Source organism: Winogradskyella pacifica, from assembly GCF_003386275.1.
Lineage (GTDB): Bacteria > Bacteroidota > Bacteroidia > Flavobacteriales > Flavobacteriaceae > Winogradskyella > Winogradskyella pacifica.
On sequence record NZ_QREI01000007.1, the window covers coordinates 47,511 to 74,251 of the forward strand.

The following is a 26,741-nucleotide window of genomic DNA, read 5'->3' on the forward strand; positions in this document are numbered from 1 at the left end:
TATAAAAAGTATTAAAACGTTTTGGGTATAGAAATTGAAAGCGTTGTGCCTAACTTAGGCTGCGACTCTATGTTTAGTTCCGCGTTTATTTTACCAGCTCTTTCCTTCATGTTTTTTAGACCAATACCTTTTGATTTAGTCGTATTAGAAAAACCAACACCATTATCTATAAGCTCAATAACAATCTGTGTTTCGGTTTGCGCCATCTTTACTATAACCGTATTGGCTTTAGCATGCTTTTTAATGTTATGTAGTCCCTCTTGGAGTATACGGTATACTTCAATTTTAGTCGAATTAGATACAACCTTCCAGTCTATAAATTCATCAAAATATAAATTGAGTTTTAATTTGGAATCACCAGTAATATTTTCAAACAAACCTGAAATCATTTTAGTAAAATTCACTTGATCTGAAAACAAGTCTTCGCTCAGATTATGCGAAATAGCACGTATTTCTTTTTCCACGTCCTGCAAGCTTTTTATATATGGTAGACACTTTTCAACCGTTTCTGCATCTTTTCTTTTATTAAGCACAAATAGATTTAAACGAATACCTGAAAGCTTACCTAATATTCCATCATGCAATTCTTGAGACATGCGTTTTTTTTCAAAATGCTTCCCTTGCTCTATTTTAAATTGCTCTTCTAGCATTAGGTTATACAAGCTCTCATTGGCTTCTAATTCCTTTTGAGCTAGAAGTAATTCTTTGTTTTTTAATTTTCTGGCTCTATTTATATAGACCATAAGAGATATTAATAAAATGAGTACACTCAATAGTGTTGCAATCCAAAACCCTTTATCCGCTTTGTCTCTTTGTTTTTCAGCAGATTGTTTTTCTTTTATTAAATTTTCTGTATTAAACTCAATTAAAGCAAACTTTTCTTGTTGGTTGCGTTCGTTTAAAGTAATACTATCTTGTAAGGTTAAATAGGTTTCGTACCATTGTCTTGTTTTTGTTAAACTATCGGTTTGTGCCATTAAATGTAAGGCTTTCAGCTCCTCTCCTAATTGTCCATTTTTCTTAGTGGTATAGTATGCCTTTTGTGCAAAATAAAAAGCCGAATCATTATTTTTTATATCCTTATAATACTTAGCCAAAAGCAACTCTCCTGTACTACGAGACGGCGAATTTAGACTGTCGTGTACGCGCAGCGCTTTATTAAAAAGCGGCATCACTTTATTTTTTTTTAATTTATGCCTATTGTATGCCCAATTCTCTAATAAATAAGCATAATTAAAAGGGTTCTGCTTAGAAAGTACACCTATGTTATCTGTTTGTTCAAAATAGGGTTCTGCTTCCTTATAAAGGCCTTGCTCCATTTTTAAAATGGCAATGTTTAATAATGATTGAGCCTTTAGTCTTAATTGATAGGTTTTTTGCTTTTCATTAAAATAATCTGTTACATTAAGTGCTTTATTGTGATAATTATAAGCTAAATCATATTTTCGGGTTTCAGCAAATAATTTACCTAAAGTGTTATAGACCCCATATTTAGATAAATAATCATTATCACTTTCCAATACTTCAAGCGCTTCAATTACATATTTCTCACTTTTTGTATAATCCTTTACTGACCGTAAGATTATAGACAAATTTAAAAGGGCGCTCCTCTGCGTTTTAGTATCTTTAATAATAGAGAGTAAAGTTGAGGCCTTATAACTATAGTAAAAAGCACTATCCTTTTTGTTTAGATGTAAAAAATATTTCCCGAGATACATATAGCTCCGAGCAGTAATGAAAGTATCTTGTGCTTTTATGGCTAATTCGTTAGCTATTTTAGCACTTTCATAATAAGAATTATAATCATTTATACTAAAATATCTATTAGCAACTTTTAAATAGTTTCTTCTTTTTGTTGAATCGTTCTGGCGCTGGTTAAGATAATTCTCAATGTTATTAATAGCTGCTTCTCTAGTATCAAGAGTTAAAGAATTATTATACGCCACTTTAAACAAAGAATCCACCTCTTTAGGTAAAGGTGGCTCTTTGCTTATGTTTATTTCTTCTTTACAAGAAAATAAAACGAATATGGTTAATAAGAAAAATAAATACTTTTTCATTCTCTAAAAATAAAGAAGCAGAAATAACAGGATGCCCCATTACGGTAAAACCGTATATTTTGTTAAATTTTAATTTGTTGCAAGAAAAAACCTCTGTCAATTGACGTTAAATAGCAGTCAATCATCAGAGGTATAATAAACTTAGTTCGTTATAAAAAAGTTACTTCCCAAGAAAATCTGCCTTACGCTTTTCTAAAAACGCCGTAGTCCCTTCTACAAAATCTTCTGTTCCAAAGCATTTTCCAAATTGTTTAATTTCTACTTTGTAACCATCTTTTCCGTCTTTGTAATTCGCGTTAATCGCTTTTATGGCTTTACTGATGGCAACAGAAGAATTTCGCATTATTTTACTTGCAATCTTCTCTGCTAACGGCAATAATTCCTCTAGCTCAACAACGTGGTTTACTAAACCGTAATTTAATGCTTGGTTAGCATCAATCATACCAGCTGTCATTACCATTTCCATAGCTCTACCCTTACCAACTAATTGCGGTAAACGTTGTGTACCTCCATACCCTGGAATCACTCCTAGAGACGTTTCTGGCAATCCCATTTTTGCGTTGCTACTTGCCACTCTAAAATGACAAGCCATCGCTAATTCTAAGCCTCCACCAAGTGCAAAACCATTTACGGCTGCAATTACTGGTGTACTTAAACTTTCCACAAAATCGAATAATAACGCTTGTCCTTGTGAGGCTAGTTTTCCTCCTTCTTTAACACTAAAATCTGCAAATTCGCTAATATCAGCTCCGGCCACAAAGGCTTTTTCACCGCTTCCGGTAAGGATGATAACTTTAGTGTTTTCATCTGTATCTGCAGCATCAAAAGCATCATGTAATTCTTGAATAGTATCTTTATTCAAGGCATTCAACTTCTTTAGTCTGTTGATGGTAATAGTTGTAATTCCGTTGGAATAATCTGAAAGTATGTTTTCGTAGTTCATTGAAATATGTTTTAAAAGACACTCAGACTCTGCTCAGTGTGACATTATCATTAAATTAATTTTTAGGAAAATTTACAGTGAAAATGGTTCCTTTTCCTAATTGCGTAGTAAAGGTAATACTTCCACTATAAGTTTCTACAATGTTTCTTACCATAGCTAAACCTAAGCCCATTCCACTCGTTTTGGTCGTAAATTTTGGCTCGAATATTTTATCTTTAGTTTCTTCATCTATTCCGGTACCATTGTCCTCAATCGTAATGTTTACATTGTCTCCTTCCCTAAAAACACGTACTACAATTTTAGGATTTTTAGCATCATTAGGAATTGCTTGAATACCATTTTTAACTAAATTGGTAACCACCCTTATTAACTGTGTTCTATCAAATTTAGCAATAATTTCTTCAGTTTCAGAATAGAATTCAATGTACTCTTCGTTAAAAATATCGAGTGCCATTTTTACAATATGCACCACGTTGAGCATTTCACTTTTTTGAGCTGGCATCTTAGCAAAATTTGAAAATGCCGAGGCAATAGAACTCATGGTATCGATTTGCTGAATTAACGTATTGCTGTATTCATCTACTTTTTTATGAATGTTTTCATCCTCTGGATTAAACTTACGTTGAAAACTCTGAACCGTTAATCGCATTGGTGTTAATGGATTTTTAATCTCGTGGGCCACTTGCTTTGCCATTTCGCGCCAAGCTTGCTCACGCTCATTAGTTGCTAAAACCACAGCACTCGCTTCAAGCTCATCAATCATGCTATTATAAGAATTAATAAGCGTTGAAATTTCATTACTTGATGAATCTACCTGAATCTTTGTATTTCGCTTTTCTAAACGTGTTTCATTCATCTTATCACTAATAGTCCGAAGTGATTTGGTTATGAATTTAGATATAAAATAAGCAAAGACAATTGCGACTAAAATCAATACTAAATAGGCATAAGCTAAACGTTTTAAAAATTCCTTTAGCTCTTTATTAAAAAAATCATCATTTTCTAAATAGGGTAAATTTAAAATAGCTAAAGTCTTAAACTTTTCGTCCATAATGTACGTATACGATGACTGAAACGTTTGTCCGGCAACCTTATTCTTCACCACGTAACGGTGTTCTAAAGTATTAGATAAGGTGTTTAATATTTCAGCATCTAAGCAAAGATCGGAAGGATCTCTTTGAATGATTCTTTTTGAACTTTTTAATAATTGTCCATCCAAATCATAAAGGTTAATTTGTAAATTATGAATGGCATCAATTTCGAAAATTTCATCTTTAAAAATTAACGGAATATTATCTGTTGTAACAGGATATGTGGTTTCACCGATAACGAAATTAATACTTTGCTTAATCGCTTTTTCTTTACGCTCTAAACGTTCGCTATGGTACTCCTTCGCCTCTTCACTATATTGATAAATAGTTACTGCAGCGATCAAAACCGAGGCTACAAGTACTAAAAGTATCATGGCTACATTTATTCGAGCTCGTAAGGATAGACGTTGTATCATTATTGAAATGCCCAAGAAAATGGACGCGTTTTAATTCTGAAATATAAGTTTTAAATATAGCAATAATCAATCCAAAGACACTATGTGTAAATTCCAATTTTAAAAAACTCAAATTCCAATGCGTACCATTTGAGATTTGGATTTTAGATTTTGGAATTCGATTCTATGCTTCCGGATTTTTAGAACGTATGTTTTTATACAGCTTAAACCCTAGCATTAATAAAACCCCTAAAACTACAATACCGAGCACTCCAAAAATCCAGTTTATAGAACTTTTCAGAATGACTAGAAAAACAACAGCAAATAGAATAAAGGTGGCGCCTTCGTTCCAAATTCGCATAAAATTAGAGGTGACTTTAACCTCATCATTTTGAAGTTGTTTAAAATACAAATGAGTTTTAAAATGATAGATAAATAATAGGAACACAAATAGCAATTTTACATGCATCCAACTTTGTTGCAACCAACTTGGCATTAAAATCAGTAGCCAAAGCGCAAATAATGTGGCTAAAATTGCAGAAGGCCATGTGATAATGAACCAAAGACGTTTGGCCATTAATTTTAACTGTTTTCCTAAAATTTCTTTTTCTGGTGATGGTTTGTGAAAGGCTTCAATCTGATACACAAATAATCTTGGAATGTAGAACAAGCCAGCAAACCAAGTAATTACAAAAATGAGATGTAATGATTTTATGTAATTATAATATTCCATGCGATTAAATTTTATCTACTAATGTTTTATTAATCTCTCTTTTCAAAAAATAACCAGTGACAAGGGTTGATAACACATCAGAAATCGGAAACGCAATCCAAATCCCTAATTCACCAAAATATACTGGTAAGATATACATTAATGGAATAAAGAAAATAGCTTGTCTCGTTAGGGTTAGTAACAATGCCGGCAATGCCTTACCAACTGCCTGAAAATAGGCAGCACCAATAAGTTGCAACGCTAGTATTGGCACCGCAGCAAAAGCCCATCTCATATTATTAGGGGTAATTCTAATAACATCAGGATCTGATGTAAACCATTTAGTAATAGTTTCGGGAAAGAACATTAAACCAATAAATACTGCGGTTCCTAAAATAGTAGCATATTTTATGGCGGTATAAATAGACTCCTTAACACGTTCATATTTTTCTGCACCATAATTAAAACCTGCAATAGGAATAAAGCCTTGTGTAATTCCAAAAACCGGAAACAATACAAACATCATCATCCTACCAACTATAGCATAAGCCGTAACCGATGTTTCTCCTCCGAAGTTAAAGAGTGCATTATTTACCAACAAGAACGTAACACTTACAACAGCTTGCCTCGCTAAGGTTACAAAACCTAAAGATGCAATTTCAGATACAATAGACTTCTGTAATTTAAAATGTGAAAAGTTGATTTTCAACTCAGAATTATCGGATAAAAAATACCAAAATATAAACAGAAACGCCACGACATAAGACCCTGTTGTAGCCCATGCGGCTCCTGCCATTCCGTAATCTAAAACATTAATAAATATATAGTCTAAAACTAAGTTGCCGACGGAAGGAATAAGCATGGCATACATCGCAAATTTAGGTTTCCCTTCTGCTCTAATGACAGTATTCCCCATCATTACAAATCCTAAGATGGGTACACCGTAGAGAATGATTTCGTAATATACTTTTGCTGGTTCAAAAATATTACCTTTTCCACCAAAAGCAGGAATTAGGGTGTCTACAAAATAAAGTCCAAACACAGCAAACGTCACCGTAAACAATAGGGTGAGTGTGAGCTGATTCCCAAAAGTTTTAAGCGCTTTAATAGTATTATTAGCACCTAAAGCTCTAGAAATCATTGAAGACCCTCCAATACCAATAGCCATACCCAATGCTGCAATAAAAAACGACACTGGTAGTACTACGTTAATGGCGGCAATGGCTGTAGAGCCAATCCAATTTCCAACAAAAATAGTATCGACCAAGATGTTAAGCGACATCACCAAAATACCAATAGATGCTGGTACGGCTTGCCTAATTAGTAATTTGCCTATAGGCTCATTACCTAGATCTTGAGACGATACATTTGCCATTATACGGCTTTCGTTTCAGCAGTTGCCCACTCCTCTACCATAGTGCTAAGGACTTCAGCAAAATCGTCGCGGTCGTTAAGGCAAGGGATCACTGTAAATTCTTTTCCACCCATTTCATGGAAGATTTCTTCACCTTCCATCGCAATTTCTTCCAAGGTTTCTAAACAATCGCTTACAAAAGCAGGTGTTACAATAGCCATTTTCTTGGTACCAGCCTTACCCATTCTTTCAATTGTTCGGTCTGTATAAGGTTTTAACCATGGATCAAACCCAAGTCTCGATTGAAACGTCGTAGAATATGTACCATTTTTTAAACCTAGCTTTTTAGCCACATTTACGGTGGTAATTTCGCATTGGTGACGGTAACAAAACTCATGTTGTTTACTCCCCATTTTAAAACAGCATTTGCCGTTCATTTGGCAGTTACCATTGGTAATATCACTTTTACGAATATGTCTTTCAGGAACCCCGTGATAACTAAAAAGAACATGGTCATAATCCAAATCATTCAAGGTTTCACCAATGCTTTTAGAAAGTACATTGATATAATCTTCACGATTGTAAAATGCTGGAGTTCGTGTAATTTTTATATCTGGAAAATGTTTAGCAACCAATTCATCTACTTTTACATCAATCGTTTCCGTTGTTGCCATCGCAAATTGCGGATATAGCGGAATGGTTTTTATTTCAGTACAGCCTTTATCAACTAATTCTTGCAATCCTTTTTTAATCGTCATGCTGCCATAACGCATGGCCAAAGCCACAGGATACTCTACTTTTTGCTGTACTTTTTCTTGAAGTCGCTCTGAAAGTACAATTAACGGAGAGCCTTCCTCCCACCAAATTTTTTGATAGGCTGCAGCCGATGCTTTAGGTCTGGTATTTAAAATAATACCTTTTACCAAAATAGTACGTGCCACTAATGGCACATCAATAACGCGTTCGTCCATTAAAAACTCGCCAAGATACTTCTTAACATCTTTAGGACTTGGGCTGTCTGGAGAGCCCAAATTAACTAATAAAATTCCTTTTGACATGCTTTACATTTTCAACTACAAAAGTACGATACTAATCCTAAAACTTAATAATGGTTTGTATTGGTTTTATTTATTCTACCATCTTAAAATATTTTATCTACTTTTAGGTTATAGATACCTAAACAAATAGTTTTATGACTTGTTTTTAATCGAGTTTAAGTTAAACTACAAGTCTGTTTAAAGGATTTAAATATCTTTACAAGCCTTGATAACATTTTATTATGAACCGAGTATGTTCAAAATTTAATTATTTAAAATATAATTAATAGCGAACTGCATGTGACAATTAAAAGGTCAACAAACACAAACACATGAAAAAAATCCTATCACTACTTCTCTTTTTATTTACAATAGTTGCCTTTTCACAACAACAATATCAGAGTTTACTTTGGAAAATTACAGGAAACGGATTAGAAAAACCGTCCTACCTCTATGGCACCATGCACGTTAGTAAAAAAGTAGCGTTTAGGTTAGACGATGTGTTTTATAAAGCTTTAGATCAAAGTGATTGTATTGCACTAGAATCTGACCCAACCACGTGGCCAGGTTTTAATTACGAAATGATGCTTGGGCAAATGGCAGCCTACACTAATTATAATGATAATTTTTACACCAACCTTTTTAAGCTAACGCATCCGGAAGAAATGGCCATTAGAGGCTCAGTGCGTATGGATAATAATGCAGTGAACGCCTATTTATATAGAAAAAATAGTTCTTCAGATAATTTTGAAGAAGAAACGTATTTGGACATGTTTATTTTTCAGGCGGGAAAGAAAAACAATAAAAAAATATATGCCCTAGAGGATTTAGAAGAATCTAGATACTTAACCACAAAAGCAGCTTATAACGCTAATAAAAAAGAATTAGACCCTTGGTTACAAAAATTGTATGCTAAAGAGAACGCGTATTTAATTCAAGAAAACTTATATCGCGATAGAAACTTAGACTTACTCGATTCTATTGGTGCTGGTGTTAACACCGAATTCTTCCGCGAAAACATGCTCTATATTCGAAACGAGAATATGGTGATCTCTTTAGAAAAATTAATGCCTACCAAATCTGTATTTGCAGGAGTTGGTGCCGCACATTTACCAGGAGAACACGGCATGATTAACATGTTACGTCAACGCGGTTATACCGTAAAAGCACTAACGTCGGATCAGACAGATTATAGTAAAACAGAAAAAACAAAACTCGATAGTCTTTTTGTAACACCAGAACTAAAAAAACACAGTAGTCCGGATGGATTTTTAAGCATCAATACTTACGATGAGCTTAGAGAGTTTTCTTATGGTGGACAGAAATATTATTTAGATCCAGACATGACCAATGGTGCCTATTTAACCATTAACAGAATTAGTCGTTTTACGTATTTACCAAACGAAAAAGAAAACATTAGCCTTAAGGAAATTGACCATTTGCTGTATGAAGACATTCCTGGAGATATTATTAAGAAGGACGAATTAACGCAACCTTATCCCGGCATAAGTATCGTTAATAAAACTAAAAAAGGTGAGTTTCAGAAGTACCATATTTATGAAACACCGTTAGAAATTATAATTATAAAATTTGCGGGTCGCAGTGATTTTGTACTCAAACATGAAGATAAGATTTTCAATTCAATAGTATTGAAAACTCCTTCAGACGACACACAACTGTTCACCTCTCCTAAGCGTAAGTTTCAAGTAGATTTTCCTAAATATTATATTTCTAGCAACATGGATAACTATGGAAAAAAGCTAGTGGAAGGTCATAAAGATGGAGCTTATTATTTTGTTGAAGAAGCCGTTTTAAACGACTTAACTTATATTGAAGAAGACAGTTTTGAGGCTAAGTATTTTCACCATGCCTTATATAAAAATTACAAATTAGTTGAAGCTGAAGGTGGTTTTAAAGCAGGTGATTACAAAACCTATGAATCTAACGCCATTTTAGATGCAGACACCAACAAAAGATTATATCTAAAAACCATTGTTAAGGATGGTAGTTACTATCTGTTGGGTTATGTGGGCACAAATGAAGCCGATAAAACGGCATTTTTTAAGTCGTTTAAATTTAATAAAACAGATTATTCAGGATTCGAAAAAGTGATAGATACCTCTTTACATTTTTCGGTTAACACAAATGGAAAAGCACCTTTACCAAATCCATACAACTACAATTACAATGGTGGTAAAAAAGCTAAAGATTATGAGCAGACCATAAACGAAACGGTTTATTCTACTTATGCTAACGAGCAAATCTCCATCTCAAGGACTAAGTTTCACGATTTACAAATGTTTCATAATGTAGATAGCCTTTGGAAAGATTTAGAAGAGAAAGTAAATTACAGAGCACGTTATTATAAAGCCGAAAAAGCATTTCATATCGCCAATCGTAAGTCATCTAAAACGGATGATGATATTTACATCAATACTTTTAGTTACACAGATTCTTCAAGTGCAAAGCAAGTATTAGTTAAGAATATTTTGAAGGAAGGAGTGCTTTTCGAATTAAAAACGTTAGTGGATTCTATAAGCGGTCCTTCAAAATTTGTGACAGAATTTTACGAGTCATTTACACCTAAAGACACTCTTTTAGGGAAAAATGTGTTAACAGATAAAACCAAACAGTTTTTTGAAGCCTTACGAACAAAAGACAGTATTGTTTTAGAATCTTACGGTCTTATTAAATTTAAGAAACACAACAGTAAAGACATCGTTTCAATTCTGAAGGATTTTGAATTTGATAAAGAACGCCTAGAGATAAAATTGTACCTCGTAGAACAACTCATCGAAATCGACTTAAAGAACAATCTGCCTTTTATAAAGCAACTCTATCACGATAGTTATTCTGATCCACAAACCCAAACCTCTATTTTAGAAGGCTTATTAGATTCTAACACCAAAGAATCATATACCATTGCTTTAGAATTAATGGAGCGCGATTTACCCTTAGGAAGTGTTGGCAGCATGTTTTACAATTATAATCGTAAGGACTCTTTAGAATTGAAAGCTTCGCTATTTCCTAAAATATTAGAATACAGCACCATACAAGAGTACAAACAACCACTTTACACTTTACTAGCTAAGATAAAAGACAGCGGATTAGTAAAGCAAAAGACCTATAAGAAATATAAAAATCAGTTGATAAATGACGCTAAAATGGAAATAAAGCGGAATTTAGGAAGCTATAATAATTACGGTTACAATTCGTATTCGCATAATTTAGCGACCTATGTACGACTCATTTTTCCTTATAGAGAAGAACGTACAGCTAAAGATTTCTTTTCAAAATTGCTTAATGTAGATGATATAAATGCCTTGGTAAAATATTATGTATTATTAACTAAGGCCAAAGAAACAATTCCGGCTCAACTTACTGAAAAGCTTGTAGATGATGAAGAAAACCAATATTTACTTTTAGAAGAATTAGATGCTTCTAAATTATTGGGCAAACTAAAATCTATTGGTATTAATCAACAACAATTTGCCAAATCGAAACTCTTATCGGACGCTAATTATGAAAAAGAAAAAGATTCTATTGCCTTTCTTTTTAAGCGCGATTTTGTGACCGACAAAGGTAAAAATGCCGTAATGTATTTCTTTAAAATAGATAAGGATGACGAGTATTCTGGCAAACTGGAGGCCTTACATTATATTTCATTTATTAAGCCAAAAGACCCAAAGCAATTGGTTGTAGATTATTATTCTATATCAGAAAGTTATGGTACTATGGTTGATAAAACTAAGGAACTCGAAGAGCAATATACCGAAATTCTTAACCTAGCAATTTATAAGGATAGACAACGTGTAACGCCTACTGGTGGTGATGGGTATTATGATTATTAAACTCTTTTTCGTATTTTCGACTATAACAATTTAAATTTTAATCTAATGATTTCCCCATTTCAAATTATCGTCCTTTTATTAATATTTGTTTCAATAATTATTACAAGCTTAGTTTTAGCATCAAAAAACGAGAGCACTTTTAAGTTTTTAATTTGGGTGGCAATAATTTTATGTTTACCTTTTATAGGAAGTGCTAGCTATTTAATAAAACATTATACGTCTATAAACACCAAAACTAATAATGTTTTTAGTTAACTAGAAGCCGTTATATACTTCTTAGGCGTGGTCCCAAAATAGAAAACCGAATCACCCTAAATCTATTTAAAGTCTTCATTTAATTTTTTAAGAATTAAAACGTTTGATTGATAAACCTTAATCGTTCAAATTACATGAAAATAATTTCTTATTCAATCATCCTTTTTTATATCATTACTCATATTACGTATGCACAGAATATTAATTATGATGTTGAAATAGAATATACAATCTCCTTTAATACCGAAAGACCAACCACACAAAAAGGCATTTTATATTTAGATAACTCGAGAAAAAAGTCCATGTTCATTTATGGGAAAAATACAGAATCTAGCATAAAACAAAGTGAAGAGGAAAACACGGAATATGATTTATTTTACGCAGGAAAGAAAAAAGTTTTTTATCAAGATTTTAATAAGGATACGCTTATATCAAGAATAAATTTATTTTCTGAACAATTTATAGTAGAAGAAAATATCCCACAATTGAAATGGGAAATTCATGATGAAGAAAAAATGCTTGATAAGTACCTTTTAAAAAAAGCAACTTTATACTTTAGAGGTAGAAATTATATAGCCTGGTATTCGGAAGAATATCCTTTACCTTACGGACCTTGGAAATTTAGTGGTTTACCAGGGCTAATTATGGAAATATATGACACAACTAAACGTTACCATTGGCAAGTAAATTCAATCAAACAAACTGAAGAAACTGCTTTAGACTTGCAGCCTGTTCTAAAAGGGAAAGAGACACTAACAATAAAACAATACGCCGATAGAAAGTTTAACAACGATAATCAGTTTAAAAAAATGGCAAGCAAGCTCCCCAAAGGAGTCCAAGTAACTCAAATGAAGACACCAAGAACAGGTTTTGAAATTAAATTTGAATGGGAAGAAGAAAAAAAGAACTAATTCTATTTATTTTGTTAACTTTTAATGGTCTCATTTATTCCCAAACAATTATTTCAGGATTTATTAAAGAAAAAAATGGAAATTCAATTCCTTCAGCAAGTATCATTCTAAAAGATTCTCTTAGCTCTTCAACTATTGAATATACATTTTTAGATCAAAATGGAAACTATAAATTAACCACTAACCAATACGGTCATTTTAAGCTTTCGTTTTCCTCCCTTGGCTATAAAACCAAAATCATTTCCATTACTATTTTAAAAAATCAAAGCCATCTTAACTTAGATATCGTTTTAGAAGAGCAGCCCATAGATTTAAAAGAAGTAATTATCCGTGCAGAAAAACCTATTTCTATCCTTAAAGACACCATCCTTTTTAAAACTAGATTCTTTACTAATGGTACAGAACAAACGGTAGAAGACCTATTAAAAAAAATTCCAGGATTAAATGTAGGTAGTAACGGCACAATTAAAGTAGGCAATCAAGAAATTGAGAAACTTATGATTGATGGAGACGATCTTTTTGAGAAAGGCTATAAAATATTGTCAAAAAATATGCCTGCCTATCCTATAGAAGAGGTTGAGGTATTAAAACGCTACTCAAACAATCGGTTACTAAAAGACATTGAAGAAAGCAATAAAGTAGCTTTAAATTTGAAGCTAAAAGAAGATGCTAAACGTATTTGGTTTGGTAATGCTGAACTAAGTATTGGTAATGATAGTTTCTACCAACTCAAAGGTAACCTTATGAATTTTGGCAAAAAAAATAAATACTATTTTTTAGCCAACAGCAACAGTGTTGGTTATGATACCACAGGAGATATTCAACAACTCATAAAGCCTTACCGTTTTAATGAGCCGGCCAGTATTGGGGACAACCAACAGGTTAATAATTCACTACATTTATCTGCTGGTAGCTTAAATTTTAAACGTAGCAGAACCAATTTTAATAATGCAGAACTGCTTTCATTAAATGCTATATTTAACCCCACTGAAAAACTTAAAATAAAAACATTAGGCTTTTTTAATTGGGATGAAACTGATTTTTTTAGAAACAGCATAGATGTTGTTAATATAGACAACACCAACTTTACCAATACTGAAGATTATAATCTTAGAAATAAAAAAAGAATTGCATTTGGCAAGTTAGACGTAACTTACAACATCTCTAAAACCAAAATGTTAGAAGCCACCACAAAATTTAATAGTGGTAATTATAATGATGGCTCTAATTTAATATTTAATGGAAATTCTACAATAGAGAATCTAAAGCATCAAAACACATTATTTGATCAAAAAATTAATTACACCAATAAGTTTAAAGATAAAAAAGTGTTTTTACTTACAGGGCGTTTTATTCAAGAAAAATCACCACAAAATTATAGTATCAACCAATTTTTTTATCAAGATTTATTTCCAGATACTACCAATGCAAACAACGTAAAACAACAAAGCACTAACCAAATGCAATTTGCAGGTGTAAGCGCACATTTATTAGATAGAAAACCTAACGGTAACTTACTAGAGCTTCAATTTGGTAATGAATTTAGAAAAGACAAATTAAACACTGAGTTTTCAATTTTAGAAAATGAAACTATTTTAGACAAACCCATAAGTTACCAAAACAATACCAATTACACGGTTAACGATTTATACCTAAAAAGTAAATACCGTTATAAAATAGGCGATTTTGGACTCACAGGAAAATTAAACATACATCAGCTTTTTAATCAATTAGACTTCAGCAATAGCTCAGAGAGCCAAAAACCTTTTTTTGCAAATCCTAGTATTGGACTGGATTGGAAAATAAATGATAAAAACAAAATTACTTCATCGTATTCTTATAATACCACTAATGCAAAAATTTTAGATGTATATAACAACTTTGTGCTTACCGGTTTTAGATCGTTTTCTGCTGGCACTAGTAATTTTAATCAATTAGATGCCTCTAGCATCTCGTTTAATTATCAATTGGGTAATTGGAGCGATCGCTTTTTTGCGAATACATTTATTTTGTACAGTAAAAATCACGATTTCTTTTCTACCAATACAGATATTGAACAAAATTTTACCCAATCTCGACAAATACTAATAAAAGATCGAGAGTTTATAAGTATAAATTCTAAACTCGATTATTATTTTAAGTTTATCTCTTCTAATTTAAAACTAGATTTAGGCTACTCTAAAAGCGAATTTAAAAACATTGTAAATAATTCAGATCTAAGAACCATAACCTCTAATAATTATAATTACGGCATAGAATTACGTTCAGGTTTTAAAGGTGTCTTCAACTACCATATAGGCACAAAATGGACAACAAACAAAATAGAAACTACAATTGATAATGCTTATACTAACAATGAAAGTTTTTTAGACTTAACCTTTGTATTTAATGACAAATTTGATGTTCAATTACAATCGGAACGTTATTATTTTGGAAATATACAAACAACGGATAACACGTATTATTTCTTAGATATTGATGCCAGATATCAACTCATAAAAAGTAAACTGTCTTTGGGCTTAACCGGTAAAAATCTTTTTAACACTAAAACATACAGAACGTTTTCAATAAGCGATATTGGCACTTCTACTGCAGAGTACAGGTTGCTACCAAGACATGTGCTGTTAAAACTAGAATATAGGTTCTAAAACCTAACTCGAAGCCTGAATATACTTCTTAGGCGTCGTCCCAAATTTCTTTTTAAAAGCGGCTATAAAATGGCTTCCTGTGCTGTAACCAACTTTTAGTCCAACTTCGTTTACATTATAATCACCAGATTCTAAAAGTTTACGAGCGACTTCCATTTTATAATCGAATAGAAAACTAAACACCGAATCGCCGTAAATCTGCTTAAAGCCTTCTTTTAATTTCTTAAGACTTAAATCAATTTCATCCGCCAACTCTTGCAAACTTGGTGGTTCAGCCATATTTGCTATCATAATGTCTTTTGCTTTTTTTAATTTGGCAACATTGACCTCATCAACTAAAAACGGACATTGTTCAATATCGGCATCTTCACTTCGGTTAAAAAACAGACTCAATAATTCATAAGCCTTGCCTTTAAAATATAAGGGTTTAATGGAATTGTTCAGGTTAAAACTGATGAGCTGATTCAAAACTACAGCCATTGAAGGCGAAATTTTTCCGTCTTTATAATATTTTTTATCTCTATTATCGTCCGTTAAAAACGTGACATAATTAGCATCCTCTGAAAACAAACCATGAAATTTCTTAATAGAAATCACTAAAGACACCAACCAAGAATGCGGCTGAATTTCTAAATGAATCGGCAAATCACGTTCTGGATTATAAAGTAACAAGGACGTTTCTTCATCAATATTCAAGGTATAGTTGCCCTGATTAAACTTAAAAGCAGCTTTTCCTTTAGTGCAAAAATGAAACTGAATATAGCTACTATCAATCTCACGCTCAAGAATTTCGAGGCTGTCATTTTCATTTTTATGGGTTAACACAAAAAAGCCATCTTCAATACGTGTTTCCTCAAAAGTACTTATAGCGATACTTTCTGAGTTAGTTTTTTCTAAATCCATTTCGTTATTATTTAGATTCATTCTAAACAAAAGCCTAAAAAGCCCTTGGTTTTACTACAAAAGTATGATAATTATCATGTTTTAGTAAAAAACAATCCTAAAAAACCACAATCGATACTTTAAGTTCTTCTAGCGTTATTTTTATTTGAATATCAAAATTACATTTGCGCTGTTACTTTCCAAAGTCAGGTAAACGAGCGAACGCAACACATGCATAATAAAAGCAAATATTTTTACGCCATAGGTCTCAGCTATCAAAAAGCAGATGCCGAAGTGCGTGGTCATTTTAGTTTGAGTGATACGGCTAAACACAATGTGTTGTCGCAAGCTAAGCAAAATGGCATCGAAAGTCTATTAGTGGTTTCTACTTGCAACCGAACTGAACTTTACGGTTTTGCCGAGCATCCTTTTCAACTGATTCAATTATTATGTAATAACACAAAAGGTACTATTGAAGAGTTTCAAGATGTAGCTTATGTTCACAAAAACAAAGATGCTATAAACCACATGTTCCGTGTTGGCTCTGGTTTAGATAGTCAGATTCTTGGAGATTTCGAAATTATATTTCAACTTAAAGCTGGTGCACGAATCTCAAAAAAAGTAGGTTTATTAAATTCATTTACGGAACGTTTAGTGAATTCTGTGATTCAAGCTAGTAAACGTATTAAAAACGAAACGCAGTTATCTTCTGGTGCCACATCGGTTTCATTTGCTTCTGTTCAGTACATTATGAATACCGTTGAGCAGATTTCTAAAAAGAATATTTTACTCTTCGGAACAGGAAAAATTGGAAGAAACACTTGTGAAAACTTAGTTAAACACACTAAGAATTCTCATATCACTTTAATTAACAGAACTAAAGATAAAGCTGAAGAAGTTGCCGGTAAATTTAACCTTGTTGTAAAAGATTACGAGAATTTAGAAGACGAAATTAACGCTTCTGATATTGTCATTGTAGCAACAGGCGCTCAAAATCCAACGGTTTACAAATCTTTAATTTCAACCGAAAAACCATTATTGGTTTTAGATTTGTCGATTCCAAAGAATGTTAATGAAGACATTAGAGAACATGCTAATATCACTTTAGTACATTTAGATGATTTGGCAAAAATCACAGATGATACTTTAGAAAAGCGAAAAGCATACATTCCACATGCTGAAGCGATTATTATAGAAATTTCAGCCGAATTTAATGCGTGGTTAAATACGTTAAAATTTGTACCTACCATCCAGGCTATAAAGCATAAATTAACAGATTTTAAAAATTCTGAGTTCAATACACAACGTAAAAAGATGTCTGACTTTAACGAGGTTCAGGCAGAATTAATTACGAGTAATTTGATTCAGAAAATAACAAATCAATTTGCACATCACTTAAGAGAAGATGGCAATACTTCAGATGAAAGCATAGAGCTCATCAAAAAAATATTTCAGTTAGAAACTACCGATAATGTCTAAAATAATTCGCATTGGCACACGCGACAGCCAGCTCGCTATGTGGCAAGCAAAAACCGTTCAATCTCAACTTGAACATTTAGGTCATAAAACCGTCCTTGTTCCGATAAAATCAACAGGAGATTTAGTTCTCGATAAACCGTTGCACGAACTCGGTATTACCGGAGTTTTCACTAAAACTTTAGATATCGCCATGCTTAAGGGCATTATTGATATTGCGGTTCATTCTTTAAAGGATGTACCAACCATTTTACCCAAAGGAATTATTCAAGCGGCAGTTTTAAAACGTGGAAATATTAATGACACCTTAGTTTTTAAAGACAATGAAGAGTTTTTATCAGCTAAAGACGCCATTATAGCGACAGGAAGTTTAAGACGACGTGCACAATGGTTAAATCGTTATCCAACGCATACTATTGTTGGTTTGCGTGGGAACGTGAACTCTAGACTAGAAAAGCTTGAAAATAATGACGATTGGGATGCTGCTATTTTTGCAGGAGCCGGTTTAGGACGCTTAAATATCACACCCGAAAATTCAATTAACCTACACTGGATGGTTCCTGCGCCAGCACAAGGAGCTATTATGATTACAGCTTTAGAATCTGACGAAGAAACTAGAGCAATCTGTACAGAAATTAATGACGAAGTAACTCAAATTTGCACCACTATTGAGCGCGAATTTTTGAATCGTTTAGAAGGAGGTTGTACAGCACCAATTGGAGCTATTGCTTATATTAACAAAGAAGAAGAACTTAATTTTAAAGGGATTCTTTTAAGTACCGATGGCTCTAAAAAAATCGAAGTGGTTAAAGTAGTTCCACTTGGAAACCATCATAATGTAGCAGAATTCTGTGCTGATTATATTATTGGCAAGGGAGGTAAGGTTTTAATTGACGAATTAACGCAAGGTGACAAAATCACTAATATTTATTCTACGAAACAATTAACTAACGATCAGAAAGCAATGTTTCATGATGATGTTGTCGCTGAAAGTAACGATGATATTAAAATTAATCCCAACAGACTTAGTAAGAGTGTTGTTCGTAACGAAATTGAGAACGTTATTATTACAAGTCAGAATGCAGTAGAATCGCTACTTACAAATTTTTCGGCAGTAGAATTACAATTCAAAAATATTTATTGTGTTGGTCGAAAAACTAAACGTATGGTTGAAAAACGTATCGGAAAAGTTAAGCATTACGAGCAGTACGCTAAAGATTTGGCCAATCACATGGTTGAGTTTATGGATGGTGCTGAAGTGACTTATTTCTGTAGTAATTTGAGATTAGATACCATACCCGATATTTTATCCGAAAACAACATCAAAGTCAACGAAGTTGAAGCATACGAAACGAAGCTTGATGCTAAGAAAGTAGAAGGTGATTTAGATGGAGTTATGTTTTATAGTCCATCTACAGTTCAAAGTTTTTTACAACAAAATGAAGCTAAAGGCATTGCATTTTGTATAGGAGATACAACCGCTACTGAAGCTAAAAAGTACTTTAAAGAGGTGAGAGTGGCTAAAGTTCCTTTGGTTGAGAGTGTTGTTGAGTTGGTGAATGAATTTTACAAATAGTATTACACCCCTAAAGTCCCCTCAAGGGGACAATTGTTCTATGAAACTTTAGAGGTTTATGATAAAAATCTTATTTTCAAAATGAACATAATATTATCAGTTTACTCAATTTTAAATCTGTAAATTGTCCCCTTGAGGGGACTTTAGGGGTGTTTTTTGAAAAAATAATTAAAAAATAGATTCCTGTCTTTACAGGAATAACAGAAACATGATAAAGAACGATTTATTTTTAAGAGCATTAAAAGGAGAAACTGTAGAACGCCCACCAGTTTGGATGATGCGCCAAGCAGGTAGATACTTACCTGAGTTTATGGAAATCAAAGCGAAATATGATTTCTTTACACGTTGCCAAACACCAGAATTAGCAAGTGAAATTACGGTTCAACCAATACGTCGTTATGGTATGGATGCTGCTATTTTGTTTTCAGATATTTTAGTGATTCCTCAAGCGATGAATATTGAGGTTCAGATGAAACCTAATTTTGGGCCTTACTTACCAAATCCAATTCGTTCTCAAAAAGATGTCGATAACGTCATTGTTCCAGATGTAAAAGAGGCTTTAAACTATGTTTACGAAGCTATAAAAGCCACCAAAGAAAAACTGAATGACGAGATTCCGTTAATCGGTTTCGCTGGTTCACCTTGGACTATTCTTTGTTATTGCGTGCAAGGTCAAGGTTCTAAAAACTTTGATAAAGCTAAAGAGTTTTGTTTTACAAATCCGATTGCTGCACACCAATTATTACAGAAAATTACAGATACTACCATCGCCTATTTAAAGGAAAAAGTGAAAGCGGGTTGTAATGCCGTACAAGTTTTTGATTCTTGGGGAGGCATGTTATCTCCTGTAGATTATCAAGAATTTTCTTGGCAATATATGCAACAAATCATTGATGCTTTAAAAGATGATGCACCAGTTATCGCCTTTGGAAAAGGGTGTTGGTTTGCTTTAGATTCTATGGCAAAATCAGGAGCTTCTGCTTTAGGTATCGATTGGACCTGTTCTGCAAAAAATGCACGTTACCTTACAGGAGGAAATATCACTTTGCAAGGTAATTTTGACCCAACGCGTTTATTTTCGCCACCTGCTGAAATCAAGAAGATGGTGACTCAAATGATTAACGAATTTGGGAAAGATAAATACATCGTTAATTTAGGACATGGTATTTTACCAAACATCCCTTTAGAAAACGCCAAAGCATTTATCGATGCCGTTAAGGAATACAAAGCAAAATAACTTTAATTCTCTATTATTGTAACTTAGAACACCTTTTAACGTCTTTTAAGTGTCGTCAACTAAAAACAATAATATGATCAATAACATATTAAAAGGGATCCAAGCTTATGCAGGATCCTTCGCTTTAATTTCAAAATTAAAACTTTGGAAATACTTCGCCATTCCTATACTTATTAGCGTTGTAACCGCTGTAATGATTGGGTTGTCTGCTTACGGATTATCAGATAATATCGGTCGTTTTATTGCCAGTATTTGGCCTTGGGATTGGGGAAAAGAAACCTTTACTGCCATCTCAACATTTATTGGAGGCATCATCGTAATTGCCATTGGCTTAATTTTGTACAAACACATTATAATGGCATTATCTGCGCCATTTATGAGTCCAGTTTCAGAAAAAATTGAAGCGCATTTAACAGGAATTGAACAACACAATCACAGAAACACATCGTTTAAAGACCAGCTGTGGCGTGGTATAAGAATTAATATCCGGAATTTAGCCAAAGAACTATTAGTTACAATTCCTATTTTGCTTTTAAATTTTATCCCGTTAATTGGTAATATCGCTTCATCTGTCTTATTGTTTTTAGTCCAATCCTATTATGCTGGTTTCGGTAATATGGATTATACTTTAGAACGTCATTTTAAATATAGAGAAAGCATTAATTTTGTTGGAAGACACAAAGGAGTTGCCATAGGAAACGGTATTGTTTTTATGCTCTTTTTATTGATTCCGGTTGTCGGTGTTATTCTTGTTTTACCATTGAGTGTTACAGCGTCTTCTGTGAATACTGTAAAGCTCTTAGAACAGGAAAAAGCACTAAACCAAAATAGCCTCAGAGTATAATGGTTGCAAAATTCGATACATTTGAAATCAATCCGATTCACAAAGGAGACGCCTGGAAAATTTGTAATTTGTGTGTTGCCAATGCAGATAGACTAAATCGTTATTTCCCAAAAACTTTAGAGCAGAATTTAAACCCAACACTATCTCAATTATTTGTTGAGAAGATGATAAAGCAGTTCGAAGAAAAAGAAACGTTTCTATTTACGTTAAAACATTCCGATACAAGAGAACTCGCAGGACTTATTTACATCAAGGAACTCGATTGGACCATAAAACAAGGTGAATTCGCTTATTGCATTGGTTATACTTTTGAAGGGCAAGGTTTAATGTCTAAAGCTATCCATCAACTATCACAACATGCATTTAGTAATTTAGGTCTAGAAACACTTCAAATTATTGCACATAAAGACAATTTACCGAGCGTAAAAGTGGCTTTGAAAAATGGTTTTAAATGGGTAAAAACTTTGGCTAATGAGTTTACACCAATTGGTGAACAATCTTTGGACATGGAGTTGTATGAATTATATAAACAAAACACACGCAAAGACCTTGCAGGTTTTTAAAACCTAGCAGGTCTAGTTCAACTCTTAAAAACAAGACTAAATTTCTAATAAGATGGAATTACTAAAAGAAGAAAATTACTACCATATTTATAATCGAGGAATCAATAGCGAAGTGATTTTTAAAGATGAAAATAATATGAATTATTTTTTAAAGTTAGTAGCAAAGTATTTAAGCCCAAATGTTAATATTCTAGCCTATTGCCTACTTAATAATCATTTTCATTTTGCTATTGAGGTAACTTCAGAAACCAAAGAAGTTAATCAAGCATTTTCAAATTTATTTAATGCCTATACCAAAGCTTACAACAAGCAGAATTATAGAACAGGTGCTTTATTAGAACGACCTTTTAAAAGAAAACAGATAAAAAATGAAGATTATTTAAAACAACTCATTTTATATATTCATAAAAATCCCGAAAATCATAATATTGTAAACGATTTTAAAACTTATGAATTTTCATCTTTTAAATCGTACGTTTCTGAAAATGATGCCCTAATTAGTCAAAAAAAATCATATATAATTGGACTTTTTGATGACTCTGAAAATTTCATAATAACACATACCAAAAAAAATTCTATAGAATTAAATATGGAAAACGATAATTCTAGACCTACTAGGTTTGAAAAACCTGCTAGGTCACCAATGAAAGACAAATTCTTCAATTACATACACCAATTACAAGACACTATCACCTCTAAACTTGAAGAAGTCGACGGCAAAGCCAAATTCCAAGAAGATAATTGGGACCGACCAGAAGGTGGTGGAGGAAGAACACGCGTTATAGAAAATGGAAACGTTTTCGAAAAAGGTGGTGTAAACATATCTGGTGTTCACGGAAAATTACCCGACAGTATGCAAAAATACTTTGGTGTAGAGGATGCCGATTTTTTTGCTTGTGGTCTAAGTTTAGTCTTGCATCCTACAAATCCAATGGTGCCAACAGTTCATGCCAACTGGAGATACTTCGAAATGTATGATAAAGAAGGAAATATTGTAGACCAATGGTTTGGTGGTGGACAAGATTTAACGCCATACTATTTATTTGAAGACGATGCCAAACACTTTCATCAAACCTGCAAAACAGCTTGCGACAAACACAACCCAGAATTTTACCCAAAATATAAGTCGCGTTGCGATGACTACTTTTACAATGCTCATAGAAATGAAGGTCGTGGTATTGGCGGTTTATTCTTTGATTATTGCAAAGCTACAGACGAGATGAGTATGCAAAACTGGTACGATTTTGTAACCGAAGTTGGCGATAGTTTCTTAGAAGCTTATGTACCAATTGTTGAAAAACGAAAAACATTAGAATACACCAAACCTCAACGCGACTGGCAAGAAATTAGAAGAGGACGTTATGTGGAATTTAATTTAGTCCATGACAAAGGCACTTTATTTGGATTAAAAACCAATGGACGCATAGAAAGTATTCTAATGAGTTTACCACCACATGTGCAATGGGTATACGACCACCAACCAGAAGCCGGAAGTGAAGAAGAAAAATTGATTAATGTTTTACAAAATCCTGTGGATTGGGTTTAACAGTTGGCACCACGTCAGACCTTGCAGGTTTTAAAAACCTAGCAGGTCTAAAATAATCAAGAAAACAAAGTTAACTATGAACTGCCACTGCGGAAACCATAAAACCTATCAAGAATGCTGCGAAGTTTTCCACTTAAACAACGGAAAAACAACTACAGCCGAACAACTCATGCGTTCTAGATATTCTGCCTTTGTTTTAGCAAATGGTGATTATTTAATGGCAACGCACCACGGCTCAACACGACCAACAAAAGAGAAAAAAGCGATTGTAAAATGGGCAAAATCAGTACAATGGATTCGATTAGAAGTTTTGGAAACAACCAAAGGTTCTGAAAACGATACTGAAGGTACCGTAAACTTTAATGCTTATTTTTTTGAAAATGGAAAAGTGGATGTCATTCACGAAAAATCGGCTTTCGTTAAAGAAAATGGACAATGGTTTTATTTGGGTTTGAGTAAATAAAGAATTAAAAAGGATGAATCAAACCTCACCTAGCAGGTTTCTAAAACTTTGCAGGTCTAAAATTATCAAACTATGCTATACCATTTGATTGTTGAACAAGTACAATTTGGCCTTGTTAGTCGGTAATAAAGGTTGAAAACTCTACTAGACCTGCTAGGTTTTTAAAACCTGCTAGGTCTTTAAAAAGCATCACTTCCAAACCATAACCTCTTTGGTGACGTCCTTAAACGCATTATACACATGAAACAATCGTGCTTTTAAAAGCAGCTTTCTTCCTTCAACGCTTCGTGTAAATACCAATTTGCTTTTCCCTAAATAATGTTTCCAATGTTTTTGAAATACTACCGCATTTTCCTTTTTATCACCAAATAATTCCGGAACCGGATAAAAATTTTCTACATCTAATCGTTTTCTGAAAAGGTTCGTTTTTATAATTAAATATCTTGGTGATTCTATAGGTTCTAAAAGCTCGCTCAAGGCTTTGGCGAATAATGAATTTTCTAGCGCATTAGCACCAATCAAATTGCAAACCACATCACCTTTTCCTAAGACATAAGAATTCACACTAATATTAGTTCTACCTGAAGTGATATACCCCAATTCATCCAAAGTATCGAGAATTGCTAATCCCATTTTGCCAATCTTTTTATAGAGGTAACCATGACGCAGATATAATTTTACCGCTTTCCAAAGTTTATAGCCAAATACACCAACAAAGGCTGCTAAAAGCGCATATATAAAATAAAAAACACCGCGTTGTAAGATGAGATGGAAACTTTGTAAAATAAACTCGACATAAAAGAGCATCATGGTAAATAATAGTTCTACTACAAAAAAGCGAAGCGCATCAAAATAATAAATCTGTTTTTGAGCTTTAAAAGGTCGTTTTCCTGAATGTAAAATCTTGACTTCTTTGGTTAGTTTTGTGCCTTTTCCGATGGCATTGTCCCATTTTTCCGTAATTAAAACACGCTTTGTGGCGCGATTTAATGTGGCATCATTTAAAGCTTCAATAGATTCTACCGAAATTTCATCTGGAATATTTAAGCGTTCAAAACCATTAGAAATAAATGGAATGGTACTGTTAGTAACGCCTACAAAAGCTTCAAAACGGCGCTTTAAAGTATCGACTTCCTTTCCGCCATCTAAATTGGTTGGATCCACGCAAGCCAAATGCCAAATGTTTCCGGTTTTGTTGGGTGCATTTGCATCTTTCCGAATCGCTCTTCCTCGCATTTGATTAGAGGACACAAACGAACCGATAAAAGAGGCCAGAATTAAACTATTAATAGATGGTGCGTCCCAACCTTCACCTAACAAGGATTTTGTACCAACTAAAACTCTAATATTTCCTGCTTCAAAAAGTTGAGTAATAATACTTACAATGGAATTTTTCGGTTTGCCTTTCGCTGTAACCAACAAAAACGACGCATCAATTTGTAATGGTGAAAATGAAAAATCACCCAATGTAGCAATCGCTTCAAAAGCATTTAAAATCGATTGATGAATAATAACGATACTACCCGAAAGCACAGCCAATTCTTCAGGCTTATCGCAAAAATGTCTTATATATTGAAAAATAGGAAGCACACCAATTTTATCGATGTCTTCTATTTCTTCGTTATTAATATTCAAAAATTCCTTTCGGATATAATCCGTTAGAATCACGCATCTTAAATCGGCATTAAGACTTTCGCGTTCTGCCGTAACAATACTTACGATGCTTTTTAATTTACTAGGACTGTTTGAGAGTGATTTATAGAGTCGCTGTTCGCCAATAAAATCGACTGAATTTCGTTCAAAAACATGAAGTCGTCTTAGTTGTTTTTCTAAAGTTGAAATGTACTTTTCTTGCTCAATTAATTGTTCTCTGTCTGAAACTAATATATTCTGAAACAAAATACCAAGCCAATGCAAATCGAGCTCAGGAAACTGAATCATTTCTTGTTTTTCAAACCCTAAAACTTCTAGTTTTTGATGATCAATTTCAAAGCCACAGGCATACAAAAAGATGAGAATCGCAGAAAAATATTCGGTATTTGAATAGAGTTCATCCAAATGCCAATTCGGATTTTTATAAAACCGATGTTCAATTAGAAAGTTAATGAACACCTCATCCTTTAATAATTCATCTTTAAAATCAGCAATATTCCGTCTGTAATCGACGATAAAATTAATCTCTAAATCTTCGGGTTTTGAGAAATACACAAAATCTTGATGCGGACTTAAATCTCCTTCACGAACCAAATCAGGCACCGCAATTTCATCATCAACCTCACCACAAAGTGTAAAATATTTAGACACCTCTGCTCTACTGCTATCGTAAGGTGGTGTTGCTGTAAGTGCCACGATATAAAACTCAGAATTCCGTTTTAAATCCATTAAGCAATTCCACCACGCATTTTTTAAATGATGGGCTTCGTCTAAAACTAAAGTTTCAATATTATGGCTTTTGAAGAATTGGTAATAGTCGGTTTTATCTTCAAAGGTTTTATAAAAAGCATGAAGCGATTGATAGGTAGAAAACGTAACATCGCTTGGAGATTTAATATCGAATGAATAGGCTTTAAAATCGCGATTTTCAGTAAAAAAGGATTGTAAGCGGTCTTCCCACTGATTTCTTATAGTCAATGTTGGAGCAAGAACTAATGTTTTCTTTCCTAATTTTCTAACGATTTCTAATCCTAAGATGGTTTTCCCAGAACCTGGAGGTGCAATAACATGAAAATGATTGTCTGCAATATGACTATTAAAATGCTTTAAAAGTTCAGCTTGATAGCTTCTCCATGGAAAAATAAATTCTAAATCATCTAAGGATTTGAGCACTTAAAAATGGGTATTATTGATTAACTTTGTAAGTGATAAAAGTAACCATTATACTCATAAATAAAAACCTG

The 26,741-nt window shown here is 33.2% G+C and carries 18 protein-coding genes; 10 read left to right on the forward strand and 8 right to left on the reverse strand.

Annotation, left to right across the window (positions count from 1 at the left end; all coding sequences use genetic code 11):
• Positions 1-11 precede the first annotated feature (11 nt).
• The 6 genes from DFQ09_RS14020 to hemH all read right to left on the reverse strand — a co-directional run bounded on the left by DFQ09_RS14020 (position 12) and on the right by hemH (position 7,613).
• Positions 12-2,060 (reverse strand): tetratricopeptide repeat-containing sensor histidine kinase, encoded by a 2,049-nt coding sequence (locus DFQ09_RS14020; protein WP_115811408.1) that lies wholly within the window; start codon positions 2,058-2,060, stop codon positions 12-14.
• A gap of 160 nt (positions 2,061-2,220) precedes the next feature.
• The gene (locus DFQ09_RS14025; protein WP_115811410.1) at positions 2,221-3,003 is read right to left on the reverse strand and encodes an enoyl-CoA hydratase/isomerase family protein; all 783 of its coding nucleotides are present in this window, start codon (positions 3,001-3,003) and stop codon (positions 2,221-2,223) included.
• 55 nt (positions 3,004-3,058) lie between these two features.
• Entirely contained in the window at positions 3,059-4,468 is a 1,410-nt protein-coding gene (locus tag DFQ09_RS14030; protein ID WP_115811412.1) for a sensor histidine kinase, read from the reverse strand.
• Between the two features lie 205 nt (positions 4,469-4,673).
• Entirely contained in the window at positions 4,674-5,222 is a 549-nt protein-coding gene (locus DFQ09_RS14035) for a CopD family protein (RefSeq protein WP_115811414.1), read from the reverse strand.
• 4 nt (positions 5,223-5,226) lie between these two features.
• On the reverse strand, positions 5,227-6,576 hold the full coding sequence (locus DFQ09_RS14040) for an MATE family efflux transporter (protein ID WP_115811416.1): 1,350 nt from the start codon (positions 6,574-6,576) through the stop codon (positions 5,227-5,229).
• Positions 6,576-7,613: a ferrochelatase gene (hemH, locus tag DFQ09_RS14045; RefSeq protein WP_115811418.1), complete on the reverse strand. Its 1,038-nt coding sequence runs from the start codon at positions 7,611-7,613 to the stop codon at positions 6,576-6,578. The genes DFQ09_RS14040 and hemH overlap by 1 nt, the downstream gene beginning before the upstream one ends.
• A 311-nt stretch (positions 7,614-7,924) precedes the next feature.
• Here hemH and DFQ09_RS14050 point away from each other — a divergent pair, with 311 nt between their 5' ends.
• The 3 genes from DFQ09_RS14050 (at position 7,925) to DFQ09_RS14060 (ending at position 15,257) form a co-directional block, all read left to right on the forward strand.
• Positions 7,925-11,443 carry a TraB/GumN family protein gene (locus DFQ09_RS14050; protein ID WP_115811420.1) on the forward strand — a complete coding sequence of 1,173 codons (3,519 nt, stop codon included), beginning with the start codon at positions 7,925-7,927 and terminating at the stop codon, positions 11,441-11,443.
• A gap of 389 nt (positions 11,444-11,832) precedes the next feature.
• Positions 11,833-12,609: a GLPGLI family protein gene (locus tag DFQ09_RS14055; RefSeq protein WP_115811422.1), complete on the forward strand. Its 777-nt coding sequence runs from the start codon at positions 11,833-11,835 to the stop codon at positions 12,607-12,609.
• Positions 12,585-15,257 (forward strand): carboxypeptidase-like regulatory domain-containing protein, encoded by a 2,673-nt coding sequence (locus DFQ09_RS14060; RefSeq protein ID WP_115811424.1) that lies wholly within the window; start codon positions 12,585-12,587, stop codon positions 15,255-15,257. The genes DFQ09_RS14055 and DFQ09_RS14060 overlap by 25 nt, the downstream gene beginning before the upstream one ends.
• A gap of 3 nt (positions 15,258-15,260) precedes the next feature.
• On the opposite strand, the gene DFQ09_RS14065 is transcribed toward DFQ09_RS14060, so the two are convergent.
• On the reverse strand, positions 15,261-16,160 hold the full coding sequence (locus DFQ09_RS14065) for an AraC family transcriptional regulator (protein WP_115811688.1): 900 nt from the start codon (positions 16,158-16,160) through the stop codon (positions 15,261-15,263).
• 210 nt (positions 16,161-16,370) lie between these two features.
• On the opposite strand from DFQ09_RS14065, the gene hemA reads away from it, so the two are divergent.
• From hemA to DFQ09_RS14100, 7 genes are all read left to right on the forward strand, one after another.
• The gene (gene hemA / locus DFQ09_RS14070) at positions 16,371-17,618 is read left to right on the forward strand and encodes a glutamyl-tRNA reductase (protein WP_115811426.1); all 1,248 of its coding nucleotides are present in this window, start codon (positions 16,371-16,373) and stop codon (positions 17,616-17,618) included.
• A complete protein-coding gene (gene hemC / locus DFQ09_RS14075; protein WP_115811428.1) occupies positions 17,611-19,191 on the forward strand; it encodes a hydroxymethylbilane synthase in 1,581 nt (526 codons plus the stop codon). Before hemA ends, hemC begins: the two co-directional genes overlap by 8 nt.
• A gap of 208 nt (positions 19,192-19,399) precedes the next feature.
• On the forward strand, positions 19,400-20,428 hold the full coding sequence (hemE, locus tag DFQ09_RS14080; RefSeq protein ID WP_115811430.1) for a uroporphyrinogen decarboxylase: 1,029 nt from the start codon (positions 19,400-19,402) through the stop codon (positions 20,426-20,428).
• 73 nt (positions 20,429-20,501) lie between these two features.
• Positions 20,502-21,272, forward strand: coding sequence for an EI24 domain-containing protein (locus tag DFQ09_RS14085; protein ID WP_115811432.1), 771 nt, complete (start codon positions 20,502-20,504; stop codon positions 21,270-21,272).
• On the forward strand, positions 21,272-21,835 hold the full coding sequence (locus tag DFQ09_RS14090; RefSeq protein WP_115811434.1) for a GNAT family N-acetyltransferase: 564 nt from the start codon (positions 21,272-21,274) through the stop codon (positions 21,833-21,835). Before DFQ09_RS14085 ends, DFQ09_RS14090 begins: the two co-directional genes overlap by 1 nt.
• Before the next feature lie 643 nt (positions 21,836-22,478).
• Positions 22,479-23,381: an oxygen-dependent coproporphyrinogen oxidase gene (gene hemF, locus DFQ09_RS14095; protein WP_115811690.1), complete on the forward strand. Its 903-nt coding sequence runs from the start codon at positions 22,479-22,481 to the stop codon at positions 23,379-23,381.
• A gap of 76 nt (positions 23,382-23,457) precedes the next feature.
• A complete protein-coding gene (locus DFQ09_RS14100; RefSeq protein WP_115811436.1) occupies positions 23,458-23,844 on the forward strand; it encodes a YchJ family protein in 387 nt (128 codons plus the stop codon).
• A 189-nt stretch (positions 23,845-24,033) separates the two neighbouring features.
• On the opposite strand, the gene DFQ09_RS14105 is transcribed toward DFQ09_RS14100, so the two are convergent.
• A complete protein-coding gene (locus tag DFQ09_RS14105) occupies positions 24,034-26,670 on the reverse strand; it encodes a DEAD/DEAH box helicase family protein (RefSeq protein WP_115811438.1) in 2,637 nt (878 codons plus the stop codon).
• Positions 26,671-26,741: the final 71 nt, after the last annotated feature.